The organism is Bacillus sp. VA13, assembly GCF_055710085.1.
The window spans coordinates 647,554-666,984 of the sequence record NZ_JBVQPP010000002.1; the positions used below are offsets into that span (position 1 = coordinate 647,554).

Sequence of the window (19,431 nt, forward strand, 5' to 3'; positions counted from 1 at the left end):
TAAAGAATGAATTTGAAACCTGCTGACGTTTTAAACGTATATATAAGTAAAACGTCCCTGATCTTTTGTCATGGGTAAAATTCACAATAGGAGTGTGGAATGAATTGAACCGTAATCAAGCTATTATTGCATCACTTTGCTATTTCAGTGTGTTCATTGCGCCAATCATTGTGCCGATTGTCGCTTATTTTGTTGTAGATGAGAAAGAAACAAAACGCCATGCGATACGTTCTCTTATTTCTCACATTGTTCCTTTTGCCGGCTGGCTGGTCCTTTTTATCGCTTTTCTGGGCGGAGCCATTGCCATTGATGGAGACAGCCTGCTGCCTGTATTTGTGATCATTGGGGGAGCAGTTATTTATTTCTTAGTTGTTATTGGCATTATGATTTGGAATGTGATTCAGGGCATTAAGGTGCTGCGTGCAGCATAAGTAGACAATGGGGAGGAGATCGTCATGAAGCAAGAAAAGGAACGAATCCTTAAGCTTGTTGAGGAAGGAAAGCTTACAGCACAAGAGGCTTTGACACTGATTGAAAAACTTGACAGCGACTACAAGGAAAAAGAAGAAAAAATCACAGCGCTCTCAGTTCATGTACATGACGAGGAAGAGCCGTTTACAGCAGAAAAAAAAGAAAGCAGCAAGCCGTCTTTAGGAGCCAAGCTGTTTGATTGGATTGATTCCGCTGTGAAAAAGGTCAAGGAAGTTGACCTTGATTTGAACTTTGGCCATGCGTATGATGTTCAGCACATTTTTCAATTTAAAGATACTGACTTCTCCAGTGTTGAGCTTCAAATTGCCAACGGCAGCGTGAATATCGTCCCTTGGGAAGACGAGGATATCAGAGCGGAATGCCAGGCGAAGGTATATCGCGCTGACAGTCAGGATGCGGCGAGACATGCATTTCTTCAGCATATTGAATGTGAAATCAAAGGAAATAAGTTTTTTATCCGTACTGAGAAGAAAACAATGAAAACCAATGTGACTTTATATATTCCTCAGAAGGAGTATGATAAGATTCGGGTGAAGCTGTTTAATGGTCCGGTCAGAGGGGAACATTTACATGTAAAAGAGTTCTCGGCGAAAACGACAAACGGCGTGCTGTCGTTCTCGCATTTAACAGCCGAAAAAGCCACAGCCGAAACGGCCAACGGGCAAATTAAGCTTGCCAGCCACAGCTGTGGCACGATAGAAGCGGAAACCATTAACGGATTGATCGATCTCCGTGGGAGAAGCGAATCCATTGACGTTCAAAGCTTTAACGGAAATATTGCGATTCACGTAACAGACTCTGACTGCCGCTCCATTTATACCAAAACGACAACTGGAAATGTGGAGCTTTCGATTCCGGACGATCTTGCAGTGAAGGCAGAGCTAAAAAGCAATCTTGGTTCGTTGTCCCATGAATTAATGGATGTTGAGATGCTGAAAGAAAAAAATGATACCATTCAAAAAGAAATGTTGTTCACTTCAAATCAGGCACATGATCAAAACATCACCGTCTTCTCAGAATCATTAACAGGCGCCATCAAACTAAAGTACTCACAGAGGTGATCAAATGAATAGGCTTTATCGTTCAGAAAAAAACAAGAAAATGGCCGGTGTCATCGGAGGTCTCGCGGAATATTTCAATTGGGATGCATCACTCCTCAGAGTCATAACTGTCATCCTAGCTATTATGACAAGTGTTTTCCCTGTTTTGCTCATTTATATCTTGGATTTTTATCGTCCCGTCAGAAAGGGATATGAAATGACATGGTAAAATGGGCAGTCAGCATTTTGGTAAATGCATTGTTATTAATCGTCATTGATGGATACATTGACTCCATTCATGTTAGCAGCATTGGGGCAGCGATTATCGCCAGTCTCATTTTATCGATCTTAAACGTGCTGATTAAACCGCTTTTGATTATCTTTACACTGCCGGTCACGATGGTGACGCTTGGTCTCTTCTTGTTTGTGATTAACGCCATCACCCTGATGATGACCGCGTCCATTATGGGTGACAGTTTTCAAATTGACGGCTTCGGCACAGCGATATGGGCATCTGTTATCCTGTCGGTGTTCCACTTGCTGATTCAAAAAGGCATTTTAGAGCCGCTGCGAAAGAAATAAAAAAAGCTGCCATACAGAAGGCAGCTTTTTTTACATGTGGTGTTTTTTTTGTTTTACGCGCTTCTGCGGCGGATACATTTGCGGCAGAAGGCAAAAGCTCAATGCGGCAAATATAAGGCCTAAGAGTCCAAAGGACATGGCAGACGGCATCAGTGTGAGCAGATAGGCGGATATCATCGGACCTGCCGCCATGCCTGTATATCTGATAAAGTTAAAAACTCCGATTGCACTCCCTCTATTGTGTTCAAATTCATTGGTGATCATTGTGGAGTACAAGGGAGGGATGACCCCCATCGAGATGCCAAACAGTGCCAGTGTGAGAGCCATGAGAGTGAGAGAAACGGAATGTGTAACGGCGAACAACATGATACTGCAGGCTGCGATTACATTGCTGCCGATAAACAAGGTGCTCAGCGCGATTTTTGCCTGTATTTTTTTAAACAGAAACGTACCGGCAATCGTGCTTAGCGCCAGTGGCAAATATAACAATCCTGCTATGCTCACATCAATATGATAGTGCTCCGTCAGCAATATCGGGAGGTAGACGATCACCGCAAAATAAATGAAAAAGAGGACAAAACTTAAGGTCAAAATGACGTTTCCTGTTCGATTTGTAAATATTGATTTGTAATGAGCGAACACATTGCCTTGGGCTTGCTGCTTAGATCCAGCGGGAGAGTCCTTAGGAAAGATGATGCTGTTTGTCACCAGCATAACGACAGAGATGGCCGTAAGCATCCAAAAGATCCCTTCGTACCCGGCTGCTCCGCCTATGAATCCCCCGAGAACGGGTGCGATAGCCGGCGCGGCGGACAGGAGCATTTGATATGTTCCCATTGCACTCCCGCGGTCACTGCCTGTAAACAGCTGTCCGATCGTTGTGGCAGCAATAAGAGGCAGTGCTGCAGATCCCGCAGCCTGTATCATTCTGAATATCAGAAACAAAGTAAAGTCAGTGGTTACCGCACAGCCGATGCTGGCAGCTGCCGTTGCCATAATTCCGGCAATCAAGACAAACCGCGCGCCTTTAAAATCGATGATGGTCCCTAATATAATTTGCATAATCGCTGTCACAATCATAAAAACTGAGACTGACAGGTTTACCATTGCTGCGGAAACATGGAATGATTCTTTAATAATCGGGATAATAGGTGAATAAATGTTTTGGCTTAAAGATGCAAAAAATGCGCTGAAGCAAACAATGTATAAGATCAATACCGCCTTTGATTTTGTTTGAGTCATAAGTGTACACCGCCTTTTTGTTTACTTTACAGGTTTGTCCGGAGTCTCATCGTTTTGTTCTGCTTCAAGTGTAGATGTCAGCTGCTCTAGAAATTTCAATACAGCATTTTGTTCGTCTTGTGAAAATGAATCGAGGAATTGGTAAAAAGCCAGCTCCTTTTTTTTATGCAATTTCTCATGCAAGTCGAAAATCCGTCTGCCTTTACGAGTTAATTTGAAATACACTTCTTTTTTGTTATCTGTCAGCTGATAGCTGTTAATGAATTCTTCCTTGATCAGTTTTGTGCTGATTTTCGTTACATTCGCTTTCGATAAGTTCATTTTTCTGGCGATTCCCGCATTGTTAATGGGTTCATGCTGGCCGATACAGTCAATGACATGAATGCTTGTCATGTTTTTAGGGATATCGATCACATCCTCCTCTGCGGCCTCCTTAAAAAATTGCTGAAGTGAAGTATTCGCTTTTTGTTCATTAAGGTGCAGCAGTCTCACATATATGTCGTATATCATCTGCTTCGTCAAATCAGACATAGGCTACCTTCTTTCTTAGGAATAATAGTTTACGATGAAACAATAAACAATATTGTTTACCGGTGAACAATATTATTTTATCTTTTCTTGTTTTCGTTGTCAATTGCTGGTGTTTAAGCTTTATTTGGTGTTGTGTCATGCTGAATATGAGTGTAAAAAGTGTGTGAAAAATGTGACATTTACATTTATTTTCAAATATTTGGGTACAGATTATATTGACGGGTAGAGGAATAAGGGATAAAATGACTAATGTTTACTAGTAAACATTAATTATGATATGCACCTTGAAAAATGAACATAGAAGTTTGAATCTTAACATAATTCGCTTGGTAACTTTAAGTGCTGCCTGCCATTCGTCTTGTTCAGTTGTGCCAGTTGTTCCAACTCTTTATGAGGGTGATGACTTAAAGCGGGATAAGTTTTTTAGGGGTGAATGAGATGACCGAAATGGCGACGGAAAGAAAGCCTATAGATTTTACTGCTGAGCCACTGACACAAAATTGCAGAGAAATATTTGAACGGCGCCAGCATGTTTTGGTGGGGATCAGCCCATTTAACAGCAGGTTTTCTGAAGATTATATTTACAGATTGATTGGATGGGCGACAGCTGAATTTAAAAGCGTTTCCGTTTTGCTTGCGGGGCATGAGGCGGCTAACCTTCTTGAAGCGCTCGGAACTCCCAGAGGCAAGGCTGAACGAAAGGTAAGGAAAGAGGTATCGCGAAACAGGAGATTTGCAGAAAGGGCTCTTGCGGCTCATGGCGGGGACACGAAGGCGATTCATACATTTTCTGATTTCACGGAAAACAAAGCCTATCAGCTGATGAGACAAGAAGTTGAACATGCGTTTTTTGAGCAGCCACATTTTCGGCATGCTTGTTTGGACATGTCTCGTGAAGCGATTATCGGGCGTGCACGCGGAATCAGTTTGATGATGGAAGAAGTCAGTGAGGATATGCTGAATTTGGCTGTGGAATATGTCATTGCTGAGCTGCCGTTTTTTATCGGAGCTCCGGATATTCTTGAGGTGGAAGAGACGCTCCTTGCTTATCATCGTCCGTGGAAGCTGGGTGAGAAGATCAGTAACCATGAATTTTCTATTCGTATGCGGCCGAATCAAGGGTATCTCATTGTACAAGAAATGGCGCAGATGCTTTCTGAAACACGGATCACATCTGAAGGATGATAGGGGGAGTTAACATGAATCAATCCATTAAATTGTCTAGCGTGCTTTCTGATCAATTTCAAGAAAATCCATATGCTTATTTTTCACAGCTGCGGGAGGAAGATCCTGTTCATTATGAAGAGTCGATAGACAGCTATTTTATCAGCCGCTATCACGATGTCCGCTATATCCTTCAGCATCCTGATATTTTCACGACAAAATCACTTGTTCAGCGTGCTGAACCGGTCATGCGCGGCCCTGTGCTGGCCCAAATGCATGGGAAAGAACACTCCGCTAAAAGAAGAATTGTAGTGAGAAGCTTTGTAGGGGACGCATTGGATCATCTGTCTCCATTGATTAAACAAAATGCAGAAAACTTGTTAGCACCTTATCTTGAAAGAGGAAGAATCGATCTCGTCAATGATTTTGGAAAGACGTTTGCAGTGTGTGTCACGATGGACATGCTCGGGCTGGATAAAAGAGATCATGAAAAAATCGCTGAGTGGCACAGCGGGGTTGCCGATTTTATTACGAGTATCTCTCAGACTCCAGAAGCGCGGGCGCATTCTTTATGGTGCAGCGAACAGCTTTCTCAATACTTGATGCCGGTCATCGAAGAACGCCGCGTCAATCCGGAATCTGATTTAATTTCCATCCTATGTACTTCTGAATATGAAGGCATGGCGATGTCGGACAAGGATATACTGGCACTGATTCTCAATGTGCTGTTAGCCGCAACGGAACCGGCAGATAAGACGCTGGCACTGATGATTTATCATTTGCTCAACAATCCCGAGCAGATGAATGATGTTTTGGCTGACCGTTCGTTAGTGCCGAGAGCCATTGCGGAGACGTTGCGTTATAAACCGCCGGTTCAGCTGATTCCGCGGCAGCTGTCCCAAGATACGGTGGTCGGCGGTATGGAAATCAAAAAAGATACGATTGTTTTTTGTATGATCGGAGCGGCTAACCGGGACCCTGAAGCGTTTGAACGTCCTGACGTGTTTCATATTCATCGGGAAGATCTCGGCATCAAAAGCGCTTTTAGCGGCGCCGCCCGGCATCTCGCTTTCGGATCAGGCATCCATAACTGTGTAGGAGCAGCTTTTGCCAAAACCGAAATCGAGATTGTAGCCAATATTGTGCTGGATAAGATGCGGAATATTAGATTAGAGGAAGGTTTTCGTTATGCTGAGTCCGGTCTGTATACACGCGGACCTGTTTCACTTCACGTTGCGTTTGACAGGGCGTAATAAGATTTCAAAGGTCTCTCCCATGTGGGGGAGGCTTTTTTTACATATGTTTTACCCACAAGTTGAAAAACGCAGTCACTGTTTTTAAATCATCAATTGAAAATTCATTGAAGAGCTGTTTATATTGCTCCTTTGCTTTCTCATGAAGCTGTTCATGTAATGCCGCCAGTTCTCTGCCGCTTTCAGTTAGCGTATAAAAAATTTCTTTTTTGTTGCCGGGCTTTTTTGTCACTGTGATGATATTGTGTTTCAACAAAGCTTGAACTGCTTTTGAAACAGCGGCTTTTGAAATATGTAAGCGGGATGCTAAGAAGCTGTTGTTCACATTTTGACTGGTATGTATACAGGAAACAATGTGAAGCTGGGTCAATGTCCATTCTTTTCTGAGGTGTTCGAGATGTTCTGAGGACATGTCGCGGGATGGTATCTGTACCTTTTGCATGACACGTTTATCCCTTTTTAAAGCGAATTGTTGTATAGCTTGAATTAATTCATCATGAATACTGTTGTCCATCAATTTGCCTCTCTGATTTAATTGTTAACTGGTTAACTATCCTTAGTTTACTGGGTAATAGTGGAATCTTCAAGAGGCAGACGCTTTTTTGTTCTTTATGCACAAAAATGAACTCATAAGCTTCCCTGTTCAGACGCAAAATACATGAAAAGGGAGGTGTTTTGATGAGGAAATACACTGTTATTACTTCTTTATTCTTGTCTTTTCTTTCAGTTTTGTCTGGCGGCCATCATGAACCGAAAGCTTTTCCTGTTATAAATCAGGAACCATTCCAAACGCCTCATTACATACCCTTGCTTGAAAATCCTCCTCAAATCGATGTGAAAGCTGAAATGAAAAGCAATCTGATGATTGAGGCTCAAGTGCGTGACAATGAGTATCAAGCATTTTCTGCCTTTCTGTTTTATAAACAAAGTAATGAGCTGGGCTACAAAATGGTGCCGATGGATCCGACACCTGGAGCGGTCCGCAAGTTTTTCGCGCAAATTCCGAAACGATTGATTTGGAACAGCGAGCTTGATTATTACATTGTGGTTTCCAATGGGAAGCAGCGGGTCGAGTCGGAGATGAAGAAACTGAAGCTCGAAGGATATCAGGCTGATCTTGCCCATATTCCGGAGCTTCTGATCACAGAACTAGCGGTTGATACAAAGAACATTGGACGTGCAGACGGTTATGAATTTATTGAGATTTATAATACGACTGACAGAACGATTGATTTTAAAGACTATCACATCCGTTACCGCTATCCGAAAGAAGGGCCTGACTCCGATCTGATTTGGAGACCGGAAAAAAAGATCACGATTCCATCCGGTGAAACGTTTGTGTTTTGGCTGAAGCCTGCCGGACATCCAGAATTGACGGCGGAGGATTTCAATCGATATTATCAGACACAATTAACGGAAGGGAAAAATCTTGCGGTGATAGAAGAGACAGAGGGCATGGCCAATACCAGACCGCGTGCAGCCGTGATATCAACGAATACAGGAAAAGATATTTCGGTTGCACATTATCGGAAACATGCGCTGCGCCGGCTGTCGTCTGTGCTTTACAAGTATCCGATGGACGGTACCGCAGAACTTCTCAATATTTCAATCGGAGAAAAGAATCCGTCCCCCGGAACTGTATTACAGGCGCAGGTGCCTGAGCAGAAACGAAAAATCAAGCTTGATAAAGAAAAACCAGTCATTGAGGATTTGACTGACCGCAAGCCTGTCCGTCCTGCTGAAAGCATTGAGCTGCGTGCTGACATACGGGATCGCAGTCTTGTGAAAACGGCGGCTTTCTACTATCGGACAGATGAAAACAAACCGTTTAAGCGCATTTTCGCTGAAAAAGACCGCAACGACAATCTCTATCATTATATTGTGTATTCGCCTGAACTGATCGGGAAGGATCAGCTTGAGTATTACGTGACTGCAGGGGACGGGATCAATGAAGCAAGAACCCCGGTCAAAATGATTGATATTAAACAAACAAGCAAGTCGCACGGTTTGCGGATGAATATTGAAAACAGAGATACGCTATCGGGAACTCAGTTTCTAAAAGCGACGACAGACGGGCGCACTGACAGCATTAGGCTGTGGATTGACGGAAAAAAACAAGTGACAGAGCCCGCTATGGAAAAAGAAGTGTATTTTGCGTTCGATACGAGAAAAACGAATCTTTACTTTAAAAACGCGGTAACGATGGAAGGCAAAGTATTAAAGGTGTTCGATGATACGACAAATAAATACCGCACCTATTCTGTTCCATTGCCGGAGACGCTGCTTCGCAAAGGGAAGCAGCTGCAGCATATTACGATACGATCAGGTTCAAAGGTATCGCCGTTTGATACGGCTGAAAACCGTGATGATTTCTTAGTCAAAAACGCCCGACTGGTGTTATCGGATGGTACGGTGATCAGGGATCAGAGGGTTTCTCCTGAGAAGGAACTCTTTATTGGAGATAATCAGCGCTCGAATAAAAGCTGGCAATTTCAATTCAATCTGCCTGACGGACTGTTTACGTCACAGCTGCTGGAGTGGGATACATCAAAGCTTTCTGAAGGGGTTCACTATATTCAAGCGAGCGACGGCAAGGAAAATGTAAGCTTGGTTGTGCGGGTAGATAATTCAGGGCCTCACATTGAGCCGAATATCACCGAGGGACAAACGTACAAAGGAAACCTCATCCTGCAGGCGGATATGTATGATAAATGGAGCAAAATTGAGGAAGTGAAGGCGTCTTTAGATGGTGAAAGCATTACACTCCCATACCATACGTCATCTTCTGAACTTTTGCCGGGAAAACATTCGCTAAAAGTGACAGCAACGGATCTCGCGGGCAATAAAACAGTTATTGAGCGGACGTTTAAAACAGAACGAGAGCATCCAGATCAGCCGGAGGTCATAGACAGCGAAGCCGACACGCATAGGGCTAAGCTTTCTGTGCGGGTGAAGGATCCGACGAATGACGCCATGGATGTCGCTTTTTATAGAGGATTTCAATATACAGCGCGAAACAATGTGAAAATATTCAAGCATGCGTCACTGACTGAACCGCCGAAAAGCTTTGTGCCGGAAAGCGAGACCCCATTTACGAATAAAGAGTTGGAGAGAGTATCTGCTGCTGACGGAAAAACAGTATCGACAGAAAAGAAGGAACTTTTCCCTTATCATCGCTTTGAAGTGACGGTTGATCCGTCAGTTGATGAGAATGACTTGGCGGAAGCAGTCTGGAAGGGAAGTTCTTTGCCGGGAAGAAAGGTGACGATGTATGTTTGGAATTATCGGACAAACGAGTGGCAGCCGGTTGACAGCTTTGTTGCAAAGAATGACAAACCGTTTATGCTGAAGGCGTCTGTGATCGCCTCCGATTTTGTACGGAAGTCGAAGATGAATGTGATCGTACAGGATGAAATTCCTCCTGCGAAAGATATGTACACATTTGTCTGGACGTCCGATACACAGTATTACGCCGAAAGCTATCCGCATATTTTTGATAAACAAACTGCATGGATAAAAGATAATCAAAAGCAACTCAATATCAAATATGTGTTTCACACGGGTGATATTGTAGATGATTCAGCTGATATCAGACAGTGGAAAAACGCGAATCGGTCAATGTCCGTTCTGGATAAAAGCGGGATTCCTTACGGCGTGCTGGCCGGTAACCACGATGTCGGGCATAAGGACGGCTCCTACAGGGCGTTTGGCAAATACTTTGGCAGTGATCGTTTTGATAAAAAATTGCATTATGGCGGTTCCTATAAAAATAACCGAGGGCATTACGACCTGATTTCAAGCAACGGCAATGATTACATCATGCTATACATGGGGTGGGGCATTACCAATGAAGACATCGCGTGGATGAATCAGGTACTGAAGAAGCACCCTGACCGGATGGCTGTTTTAGCTTTTCATGAGTATTTGCTGGTCAGCGGAAACAGAAGCCCGATCGGAGAGAAAATATTTAAAAAAGTCGTGAAGCCGAATCCGAATGTCGTGATGGTGTTAAGCGGACATTATCATAGTGCGATGAGAAAAACTGATGAGCTTGATGATGATGGTGATGGAAAACCGGATCGCCTCGTGCATCAAATGCTGGCCGATTATCAGGGCGGGCCAGAAGGCGGGCAAGGGTATTTGCGTTTGCTGCAATTTGACCAGGCGAATGATATGGTGCATGTGTCGACGTACTCTCCGCATTTACAAGATAAAAACTACTATGATGCGGATACCCACGGTGACAAGGATGAGTTTTCTCTTTCGCTTGATTTGAAGCCGAGGATCAAAAAGGTGGAAACCGATTATTTTGAGTGTAATGTATATACCAATGAAGAGCTCGGAAAACGGGAGCAAGTGAAGAGCGGGGATACTGCTGAATTCCGCTGGGATCATCTCGAGCCGCATTCTGTTTATTATTGGTACATCATTGTAGAAGACAGTTTTAACGGCAAAACGAAATCACCGATCTGGAAGTTCAAGACGAAAAAAGAGACATATCGTCCGGCGCCAGACCAGTTAGATTTTCGCCATGTCTCCAATCCTTAAAAAGGATTGGAGATTTTTTTATGAAAGACGATCCATATAGTGGACAAATGTATAACGGTCGCCTCTGTATACAGATTTGGCATGTTCAAAAGCAATTCCGTTCTGTAAATATGTTGTTCGTTTGATTAACAGGACAGGCGCCCCCTTTTGAATGCCGAGTATGCTTGCTTCTTCAGATGTTGCAGCGCTTGGTTCAAGCTCCTGTTTTGCATTGGAAATCGGTATGCTGTTGTACCTTTCAATATGCTCGTAAATCGAAGACTGAAAATGCGATTCATTTAATTCACCCGCAAGCTCAAACGGAATATGCGAGGATTCGATCGCCATCGGAATATCATTTGCCAGTCGCACCCGAGTGATTTTATGGATAGGGGAGGGGTGCCCGCAACCTAATATAGCGGCAAGCCCCTCCGTTGAATCAATAAGCTGATAGTCAATGAGCCTGCTGCCCGGTGTCATCCCGCGGCTTTTCATATCCTCGGTAAAGCTTGTCAGCCCTTGGAGTGCTTGTTCCATTTTTGGCTTGCTGACAAAGGTTCCCCGCCCTTTAAGGCGATAGAGAAAGCCTTCATTGACTAAATTAGAAAGAGCCTGGCGAACCGTCATCCGGCTGATCCCAAATTGTTCGGCATATTCACGCTCAGAGGGAAGAGGCATATCCGGCAGCAGCTCTCCGCTCTTTATTTGCGCTTTTAATTGTTCCATAATCTGATAATAAATCGGAATAGGCGATTGTTTATCGATCTTCATAAGTCAGCATGTTCCTTTCAAGGTCTTAATGCCGCTGCTTCACGATCAATCAAAACCGTTACATCGGAATGCAGGTGCAAAGCAGATGCAGGGAAATCTTCACTTATGTCTCCTTCTAACAGCTTTTTCACTGCTTCTGCCTTGCTTTTGCCGGAAATAAGCAGCAGAATGCGCTTGCTTGTGAGAATCGTCTGGATTCCCATTGTGAGCGCTTTTTTTGGCACACTGTCTACTGAAGGAAAATATCTGGCATTCGCCTGGCGGGTTTGTTCATTTAAGGTCACAACGTGTGTCCGCGACTTGAAAGGCGTTCCCGGTTCGTTAAAGCCGATATGTCCGTTTCGGCCGATGCCGAGAAGCTGAATGTCAGTGCCGCCGAGGGATTCGACTACTTGTTCGTACCGTCTGCATTCGGCTTCCAGGTCGTCTGCATTTCCATTCGGGATAAAATGCCGGTTTGGAAGGCTATCGATATGCTGAAAAAAACGATGATTCATATAGAAGTGATAGCTGTTCGGGTCATCGCTTGAAAGTCCGGCGTATTCATCCAAATTAACCGTGGTGACGTTTTGAAATGAGAGATTCTCAGTTTGGTGCAGGCGGATCAGCTCGCGATACGTGCCTTCCGGTGTGCCGCCTGTCGCTAAACCGAGAACGGCGTCAGGTTTTTCCTTGATTGTGTCTGCCGCTATTTTGGCTGCTTTTTGGCTTAGCTCTTCATATGTTTGACATTCTATTACTTTCATATCTGGTCAGCCTCCTTGGATATAAATGCAATGTTTCCGCGGCAAATGGTGAGAATCACCTCGCAATCACTGCTGACAATGACAAGATCCGCATCTTTTCCCTCTGTCACACTGCCTTTTCGGTCAAAGATGCCCAGCTGTTTGGCCGCGTTTGCAGAAGTTATATTAGCTATATCCGTCCAAGAACAATTTGTAAACTCACGCATATGCCGTGCGCCTTCGTTCATTTTGAGGATCGAACCGGCAAGTGTTCCGTCTGAAAGAAGAGCTGTTTTTCCTCTTACCGTCACACTTTGGCCGCCGAACTCATATACGCCGTCTTTCAGGCCTTTTGCCCGCATTGAATCGGTAATTAAAATGAGCTTGGTGCTGCCTTTTGCCAAGAAAGCAAGCTTTGCCGCTAAAGGATGGGAGTGGATGCCGTCGGCAATAAGCTCTGCCATAAACCCATCATGGGCAAGTGCCGTTCCGATCACTCCGGGCTCTCGGTGATGAAACGGGCTCATCGCGTTGTAAAGATGGGTCATATGGCTCGCGCCTGCTTTCGCGGCCTCCGACAGTAATGCGGAGTCGGCATCTGTGTGCCCCATCGATGCGATAATCGATTCGTCTTTCAAATAGCGGATCAGTTCAAAATGCCGGTCCTCTTCCGGCGCGAGTGTGACAATTTTGATCAGACCGCCCGCCTCCTGCTGCCACTTTTTGAAAAGCGCAACATCCGAAGGCCTGATCCATTCCTTTGGCTGCGCTCCGGCTCTTTTAGGTGAAACAAAGGGGCCCTCTAAATGAATGCCGAGCAGTTCCGCACCTAATAAAGAGGATTCCTCAGCTGCTTTCCAATCTCTTGCATTTACCAAAGCTTGAGAAATGTGCCCATGTTCCTGAGTAATCGTTGTTGCCAAAAAGCTCGTCGTGCCTTCTTCGGGCAGCCTTGACGACATGGTGTCGAGGGCTGAAAAGCTTGAATCCATTGTATCTGCGCCATAGCCGCCGTGAATATGAATGTCAATCATCCCGGGAAGCAAAACGGAATCTGCCGGTGCTTGAATCTCTTTTGAATAAGACTCTTTAGGCCGTTCTGTTGAGATTGTGCTGATTTTTCCTTCATTGATTCCGACATAGCCATTTTTGATTACTTCGTTTTCTGTCACGATCTCGATGCCTTTGATAAGAAGACTTTCTGCCATAGGTGATCCGCCTTTCTGGAATATGAATACATTTATTTTACCCCTTTTCAGACTAGTGATCTAGACCAGCTAAGGCGTTTTCCTGTCTTTTATAAAATCTGTTTTAGGTTCAAGCCCGAAAGTGATAAAATGAAATTATTGTGAGCAAGCTCGGGGCAGCCCGGAACAGGAGGAACATATCGTGGCAAAGGTTCGCACAAAAGACGTAATGGAACAGTTCAATTTGGAATTAATCAGCGGAGAAGAAGGAGTTAACCGCCCGATTACAATGAGTGACTTATCAAGACCAGGCATTGAAATTGCCGGATATTTTACATATTACCCGAGAGAGCGCGTGCAGCTTCTCGGAAAAACGGAGCTTTCTTTCTTTGAACAGCTGCCGGAAGAGGATAAAAAGCAGCGAATGGATTCTCTGTGCACGGATGTAACACCAGCTATTATTCTTTCTAGAGATATGCCTATCCCGCAGGAGCTGATTGACGCTTCTGAGAAAAACGGCGTGCCTGTCCTCAGATCGCCGCTGAAAACGACAAGGCTGTCAAGCCGGTTGACCAACTTCCTTGAGAGCAGACTTGCGCCAACCACAGCCATTCACGGTGTGCTTGTGGATATATACGGTGTCGGCGTACTGATCACAGGAAAGAGCGGCGTCGGGAAAAGTGAAACCGCGCTGGAGCTTGTGAAAAGGGGGCACCGCCTTGTCGCCGATGATTGCGTTGAAATTCGGCAGGAGGATCAGGATACCCTTGTCGGAAACGCTCCTGAATTAATTGAGCATCTCCTTGAAATCAGAGGGCTTGGCATTATCAACGTGATGACGCTGTTTGGTGCCGGTGCGGTCAGAAGCAATAAACGGATTACGATTGTCATGAATCTTGAACTTTGGGAGCAGGGTAAGCAATACGACCGTCTCGGGCTTGAGGAAGAAACCATGAAAATCATTGATACAGAAATTACAAAACTGACGATTCCTGTCCGTCCGGGCCGAAATCTCGCAGTCATCATCGAAGTGGCAGCAATGAACTTCAGATTGAAGCGGATGGGGCTGAACGCCGCTGAGCAATTTACCAATAAGCTGGCGGATGTCATTGAAGACAGTGAACAAGACGAATAGGAGTTGGCGTTAAATGAATGAAGCGATAGAACCACTTAATCCGATAGCGTTTCAGCTAGGGCCGTTGGCCGTCCATTGGTACGGAATCATTATCGGTCTCGGCGCTTTGCTTGGGCTTTGGATTGCGATGAGGGAAAGTGAGAAACGGGGGCTGCAGAAAGATACGTTTATCGATCTGGTCCTGTTTGCCATTCCGATTGCGATTATTTGCGCACGAATTTATTACGTTGCATTTGAATGGGATTATTATGCGGCACATCCCGGAGAAATCATTAAGATTTGGAAAGGCGGCATTGCCATTCACGGCGGATTGATCGGCGCCATTTTAACAGGTTATGTGTTTTCGAGAGTGAAAAACCTTTCGTTCTGGAAGCTTGCGGATATTGCCGCGCCAAGCATTTTACTCGGCCAGGCGATCGGCCGCTGGGGAAACTTCATGAATCAGGAAGCGCACGGTGAGGCAGTCAGCAGAGCCTTTTTAGAAAGCCTGCACCTGCCTGAATTTATTATCAATCAAATGTACATTGATGGACAATATTATCACCCTACTTTTTTATATGAATCACTATGGAGCTTTGTCGGCGTCATCATTTTGCTGTTCTTGCGCAAAGCAAATTTGCGTAGAGGCGAGATGTTCTTGATCTATATCATTTGGTATTCAATCGGACGATACTTTATTGAAGGAATGCGGACTGACAGCTTAATGCTGACTGAGGCACTTCGCATCGCTCAGGTGATTTCAATCGTATTGATTGTTTTGGCTGTGGCAGCCATCATCTTCAGACGCGTCAAGGGATACTCGAAGGAGCGGTACGCAGAGTAGACGTCAACAAAGGGGGATGAGGGATGAAGAAGATCTTTCTGGCCGGTCTAACGGCGGGGCTTCAAACAACATGGACACTCGGTAAAGTCATTTTCCCGGTAACACTTTTGGTCACTTTGCTTCAGCATACACCTGTCATGGATTGGCTTGTACAGCTGATCACACCGGTTATGGGCCTGTTCGGGCTTTCGGGTGAAGCGGCCATTCCGCTTGTACTGGGAAATATGCTGAATCTGTATGCAGGAATTGCCGGAATTTTGACATTGGATTTATCTGTGAAGGAAGTCTTTATTTTAGCTGTAATGCTTTCATTCTGTCATAACTTGATTATCGAATCGACAGTTGCCGCAAAGGTCGGCATCAGAATTGGCGTTATTTTGGCGGTGCGTATCGGTTTGGCCGCTGTGTCAGCGATCGTCATCAACCTCATCTGGCATGGCGGACAGGAAACGGCGCAGTACGGTTTTATCACCGCGAAGAGTGCGGCCCCTGACGGCTGGCTGGCAATGCTGGCCGAAGCTTTAACGAAAGCTGGACTTGGTGTTTTGCAGCTGGCGGCAATAGTGATCCCGCTGATGATCATCATTCAGTTTTTAAGAGATTTAGGCTGGCTGCATCGGTTTTCGAGGTGGCTGTCTCCGTTTACGCAGCTGCTTGGCATGAATAAAAATACGTCCATGACAATGGTGGCGGGACTGACGATCGGTCTGGCCTACGGAGCGGGTGTTATGATCAAAGCTGTCGAGGACGACGGCGTGAGCAGAAGGGATATGACATTGGCATTTATTTTTCTCGTTGCCTGCCACGCGGTGGTGGAAGATACACTTGTCTTTATTCCGCTCGGCATACCGGTCTGGCCTCTTCTTCTGATTCGTGTCACCACCGCAGTGCTGCTGACAATGGCTATTGCGCACACATGGAAAAAATGGAAACCCTCAGCGGTTGGAAAGGAAGCAATATGAGTGACAAACGAGTAACGACGATTCTGTTTGATTTAGACGGAACTCTTATTAATACGAATGAATTAATTATCGCGTCCTTTTTGCATACACTGGAGCATTATTACCCGAGCAAGTATAAACGAGAAGACGTTCTCGCGTTTATCGGGCCGTCTCTTTTTGACACATTCTCCTCGATGGACGCTGATAAATGCGATGATATGATCGCCATGTACAGAGCGTACAATCATGACATGCATGATACACTCGTGACTGAATATGAAACGGTGTATGAAACCCTGGATGCATTAAAAAAAGCCGGCTTTAAATTAGGGATTGTGACAACGAAATTAAGAGATACTGTCAATATGGGCCTCAAGCTGACGGGAATCGGCGAATTCTTTGAAACGGTCGTTACCCTTAATGATGTGACGATGGCAAAGCCTGATCCCGAGCCTGTGCTTTTAGCGCTGAAACAGCTGGGAAGCGAGCCGGCGGAAGCCATTATGGTAGGAGATAATTACCATGATGTGCTGTCAGGGAAAAACGCCGGGACAAAAACGGCTGGAGTCGCATGGACGATTAAAGGGCCGGAAACACTGGCGAAGCATGAGCCTGATTATATGCTTGAGAAAATGAGTGATCTATTACAAATCGTTGGAGTGAAGTAATCTGTGAGAAAAACAGATCGTCATCCGGTCTCGGGGGCTAACTCACTATGGCATGTCTATCAAACGGTGCCTTTTGTAAAGGTTGTCAAAAATTTTATTGTCATTCAAATTGCGAGATATACACCGTTTATAGGGATGAAAAACTGGCTGTACCGTACATTTCTGCGGATGAAGGTTGGAAAGCAGACTTCCTTTGCCCTCATGGTGATGCCGGATATTATGTTTCCGGAAAAGATCTCAGTCGGAACAAATACAATCATCGGGTACAATACGACCATTTTGGCCCATGAGTATTTGATTCAAGAATACCGGATCGGCAAAGTCCTGATCGGAGACGAAGTGATGATCGGTGCCAACACGACTATTCTGCCCGGTGTGGAAATAGGGGATGGCGCAGTTGTGTCCGCCGGAACACTTGTCCATAAAGATGTGCCTGCCGGGGCTTTTGTCGGCGGAAATCCGATGAGGATCATCTATACGAAGGAAGAAATGCAAGCAAGATTGAAAAGTCCCGCTGAATAAACATCAGCGGGATTTTTTATTTTAAAATTGAGTATTGTTGTTTTCGTAAATATGCTGAACGCCAATCCATTTTTGGCCGACATTGGAGTAGCGTGTATTTGTCATTCTAACCGTGCTTGTTTTGCTGTCTGTCCGGAATATCGCTTCTTTCATGTTCGTGATGGTGCACTTGTCAATGATCACATCAACGTGGAAGATTGAACCGCCAAGCTGTCTAATGAACTTTCCGCCATTGTCTGCAGTGAAGTTTTTCACTGTGAATGTGCTGGCTTTATTGATTTGGAAAATCTTATCTGACGCTTTTTGGGCAGAGCCGCCGTCGATGGTCACTTTTCCTTCCTTCTTCACCGTTAACGCATCCTCGCCAACATCTTCCCACTTCACATTCTGAATGTTAACGTTTCCATAAGTGTGCACGCCATCAGCAGCAGGTGTGCCGAGCACCACATTTTTCAGAGTTGCTCCATCCTCCACACGAAAAACTGGTTCCTGGTTTTCGGCCTGGCTTCCGTCACCTAATTCTTTCCCTGCTACAAACCGCTGTCCTTTCCCGTCATATGTTGTGTTTTTTGGTACGATAATTGTTTCGTGCACCACTTTGTCAGCTGCAAAAGCAGTTGATGACTGAATCTGGCTGAAACCCATAACCAAACTGAACATAAATAGGATAGACACGATTTTTTTCAATGATAAAATCCTCCCCGGATCGCTTTAATTTTTGTAAGAGAAGCTTCAGCGTCTTGCGCCGGCTTCTCTCACATAGATCGGGGCAAGGCTGAATCTGCTTTAATCATAAAAACAGATAGCCGGAAAGTAAAGATAATGTTGGATGGTAACTGGAAAATGAATCGATATTACCGATTGAAATAAAAAGCGTGAATATTGTCGTATTTGCTCAGGATAGAGCATACTATTGTGAAAACGAACGGTTGTCAGCTGTTTACTTTTGAATCACAACGGCCTGGCTGCCCATCTGTTCCCACGCTTTTTCAAAGCTGGCTCTGTCGGTTTTTCTGTTTTTATAGCCATACGGATCATTGAGATAGACATATTTTTCATCATATCCCGTGACGGCGACGCTGTGTTCACTGTACGTAATGTCAATCGTTCCGTTTGGTGTTTTCCATGTCTGCATGTTGTCAACTGGCGTAAAGTTGGAGGTTGTGATGACCCAAACAGGATTGCCTTTCTCAAGCTGTTCGTAAACAGCAGAAATGCTTTTTCCAGTCAGGTCAGACACTTTGTCTCCGGCATAGGTTTTCGCCAACTGATAGATCGGTCCATGATAGACACCGAGACCCGGTCCATTCGCCATATCCCCGACAAATCCGTCATTCGGATCACCTTTTAATCCGCTGCTGTATGTCAAAGGCACTATGGCTATCTGGTTAGCCAGTGTGTTTTTTGTCACGTCGTATCCCGCGTAATTCAGCACCATCGCAAGGCTTGTTACTTCACAGCCGTTATAGAGCCGAGGCGCGTCCATTTGATTGTAAAGGATGACATCAAGCGGTTCGGCGCTTCCCTTCAGCTTCTTTTTGCTGTTCGCGGCTGTGCCCGTATTGCTATCAGAAACCACTTTTTTAAGGCTGTTCAAAAAAGGAATATCTATATCTTTTGCATCTATTTTAAGTCCGAAAAAAATAACGCCTGAAAGAATGATCAGTACACATAGAGTTCGCAGTGTTTTCATCTTTATCTCCTTGTTCTCTATTTGATATGTATTATAGCATGCCAAACATAAAGAATTTGAGATATTACGTACCTTTAATCATTTATTCATGATTTTTTCATAATTGGGAGGAGGATATCTGAACTAAAAATATCT

Annotated in this window: 19 protein-coding genes and 1 pseudogene; 12 read left to right on the forward strand and 8 right to left on the reverse strand. The window is 44.7% G+C overall.

Annotation, left to right across the window (positions count from 1 at the left end):
- The first annotated feature begins 104 nt into the window (after window positions 1-104).
- The 4 genes and pseudogenes from yvlA (at window position 105) to AC0C66_RS11430 (ending at window position 2,114) form a co-directional block, all read left to right on the forward strand.
- A complete protein-coding gene (gene yvlA / locus AC0C66_RS11415; RefSeq protein WP_003219765.1) occupies window positions 105-431 on the forward strand; it encodes a protein YvlA in 327 nt (108 codons plus the stop codon).
- A gap of 24 nt (window positions 432-455) precedes the next feature.
- Window positions 456-1,553 (forward strand): DUF4097 family beta strand repeat-containing protein, encoded by a 1,098-nt coding sequence (locus AC0C66_RS11420; RefSeq protein ID WP_061187838.1) that lies wholly within the window; start codon window positions 456-458, stop codon window positions 1,551-1,553.
- Between the two features lie 4 nt (window positions 1,554-1,557).
- Window positions 1,558-1,753 (forward strand): annotated as a pseudogene (locus tag AC0C66_RS11425) (PspC domain-containing protein).
- 1 nt (window position 1,754) lies between these two features.
- Window positions 1,755-2,114 carry a phage holin family protein gene (locus AC0C66_RS11430; protein WP_003219771.1) on the forward strand — a complete coding sequence of 120 codons (360 nt, stop codon included), beginning with the start codon at window positions 1,755-1,757 and terminating at the stop codon, window positions 2,112-2,114.
- A 30-nt stretch (window positions 2,115-2,144) separates the two neighbouring features.
- Here the strand turns inward: AC0C66_RS11430 and AC0C66_RS11435 are convergent, their stop codons facing one another.
- Together AC0C66_RS11435 and pchR are read right to left on the reverse strand one after the other, a co-directional pair.
- Window positions 2,145-3,356 carry an MFS transporter gene (locus AC0C66_RS11435; protein ID WP_072182557.1) on the reverse strand — a complete coding sequence of 404 codons (1,212 nt, stop codon included), beginning with the start codon at window positions 3,354-3,356 and terminating at the stop codon, window positions 2,145-2,147.
- A gap of 21 nt (window positions 3,357-3,377) precedes the next feature.
- Entirely contained in the window at window positions 3,378-3,887 is a 510-nt protein-coding gene (gene pchR / locus AC0C66_RS11440) for a pulcherriminic acid biosynthesis transcriptional regulator PchR (protein ID WP_014115315.1), read from the reverse strand.
- Between the two features lie 438 nt (window positions 3,888-4,325).
- Here pchR and pchC point away from each other — a divergent pair, with 438 nt between their 5' ends.
- Complete coding sequence (pchC, locus tag AC0C66_RS11445; protein ID WP_072182558.1) at window positions 4,326-5,072, forward strand: cyclo(L-leucyl-L-leucyl) synthase; 747 nt, start codon at window positions 4,326-4,328, stop codon at window positions 5,070-5,072.
- A 14-nt stretch (window positions 5,073-5,086) separates the two neighbouring features.
- Window positions 5,087-6,304 carry a pulcherriminic acid synthase gene (cypX, locus tag AC0C66_RS11450; RefSeq protein ID WP_072182559.1) on the forward strand — a complete coding sequence of 406 codons (1,218 nt, stop codon included), beginning with the start codon at window positions 5,087-5,089 and terminating at the stop codon, window positions 6,302-6,304.
- Window positions 6,305-6,344: 40 nt separating this feature from the next.
- Here the strand turns inward: cypX and AC0C66_RS11455 are convergent, their stop codons facing one another.
- Complete coding sequence (locus tag AC0C66_RS11455; RefSeq protein ID WP_014115311.1) at window positions 6,345-6,818, reverse strand: MarR family transcriptional regulator; 474 nt, start codon at window positions 6,816-6,818, stop codon at window positions 6,345-6,347.
- Between the two features lie 164 nt (window positions 6,819-6,982).
- On the opposite strand from AC0C66_RS11455, the gene AC0C66_RS11460 reads away from it, so the two are divergent.
- Window positions 6,983-10,852, forward strand: coding sequence for a metallophosphoesterase (locus AC0C66_RS11460; protein WP_461845761.1), 3,870 nt, complete (start codon window positions 6,983-6,985; stop codon window positions 10,850-10,852).
- Between the two features lie 18 nt (window positions 10,853-10,870).
- Here AC0C66_RS11460 and nagR read toward each other — a convergent pair whose 3' ends face one another.
- From nagR to nagA, 3 genes are read right to left on the reverse strand one after another with little or no spacing between them, the layout of a single operon-like run.
- Complete coding sequence (gene nagR, locus AC0C66_RS11465) at window positions 10,871-11,602, reverse strand: N-acetylglucosamine utilization transcriptional regulator NagR (protein WP_461845760.1); 732 nt, start codon at window positions 11,600-11,602, stop codon at window positions 10,871-10,873.
- A gap of 17 nt (window positions 11,603-11,619) precedes the next feature.
- The gene (gene nagB / locus AC0C66_RS11470) at window positions 11,620-12,348 is read right to left on the reverse strand and encodes a glucosamine-6-phosphate deaminase (protein ID WP_461845759.1); all 729 of its coding nucleotides are present in this window, start codon (window positions 12,346-12,348) and stop codon (window positions 11,620-11,622) included.
- The gene (gene nagA, locus AC0C66_RS11475; RefSeq protein ID WP_461845758.1) at window positions 12,345-13,535 is read right to left on the reverse strand and encodes an N-acetylglucosamine-6-phosphate deacetylase; all 1,191 of its coding nucleotides are present in this window, start codon (window positions 13,533-13,535) and stop codon (window positions 12,345-12,347) included. Before nagA ends, nagB begins: the two co-directional genes overlap by 4 nt.
- Before the next feature lie 181 nt (window positions 13,536-13,716).
- On the opposite strand from nagA, the gene hprK reads away from it, so the two are divergent.
- Genes hprK through hprF form a run of 5 tightly spaced genes read left to right on the forward strand, consistent with a single transcriptional unit; the run spans window position 13,717 to window position 17,603 of the window.
- Window positions 13,717-14,649 carry an HPr(Ser) kinase/phosphatase gene (gene hprK / locus AC0C66_RS11480; protein WP_014115306.1) on the forward strand — a complete coding sequence of 311 codons (933 nt, stop codon included), beginning with the start codon at window positions 13,717-13,719 and terminating at the stop codon, window positions 14,647-14,649.
- A gap of 13 nt (window positions 14,650-14,662) precedes the next feature.
- Entirely contained in the window at window positions 14,663-15,472 is an 810-nt protein-coding gene (gene lgt, locus AC0C66_RS11485; RefSeq protein ID WP_072182563.1) for a prolipoprotein diacylglyceryl transferase, read from the forward strand.
- A 23-nt stretch (window positions 15,473-15,495) separates the two neighbouring features.
- A complete protein-coding gene (locus AC0C66_RS11490) occupies window positions 15,496-16,434 on the forward strand; it encodes a nucleoside recognition domain-containing protein (protein WP_072182564.1) in 939 nt (312 codons plus the stop codon).
- A complete protein-coding gene (gene ppaX, locus AC0C66_RS11495) occupies window positions 16,431-17,081 on the forward strand; it encodes a pyrophosphatase PpaX (protein ID WP_088679706.1) in 651 nt (216 codons plus the stop codon). The genes AC0C66_RS11490 and ppaX overlap by 4 nt, the downstream gene beginning before the upstream one ends.
- A gap of 3 nt (window positions 17,082-17,084) precedes the next feature.
- On the forward strand, window positions 17,085-17,603 hold the full coding sequence (gene hprF / locus AC0C66_RS11500) for a heptaprenylglyceryl phosphate O-acetyltransferase (RefSeq protein ID WP_088679707.1): 519 nt from the start codon (window positions 17,085-17,087) through the stop codon (window positions 17,601-17,603).
- Window positions 17,604-17,624: 21 nt separating this feature from the next.
- On the opposite strand, the gene pelC is transcribed toward hprF, so the two are convergent.
- Window positions 17,625-18,290: a pectate/pectin lyase PelC gene (gene pelC, locus AC0C66_RS11505; protein WP_472973583.1), complete on the reverse strand. Its 666-nt coding sequence runs from the start codon at window positions 18,288-18,290 to the stop codon at window positions 17,625-17,627.
- Between the two features lie 253 nt (window positions 18,291-18,543).
- Entirely contained in the window at window positions 18,544-19,296 is a 753-nt protein-coding gene (locus AC0C66_RS11510) for a C39 family peptidase (protein ID WP_072182567.1), read from the reverse strand.
- Between the last annotated feature and the right edge of the window lie 135 nt (window positions 19,297-19,431).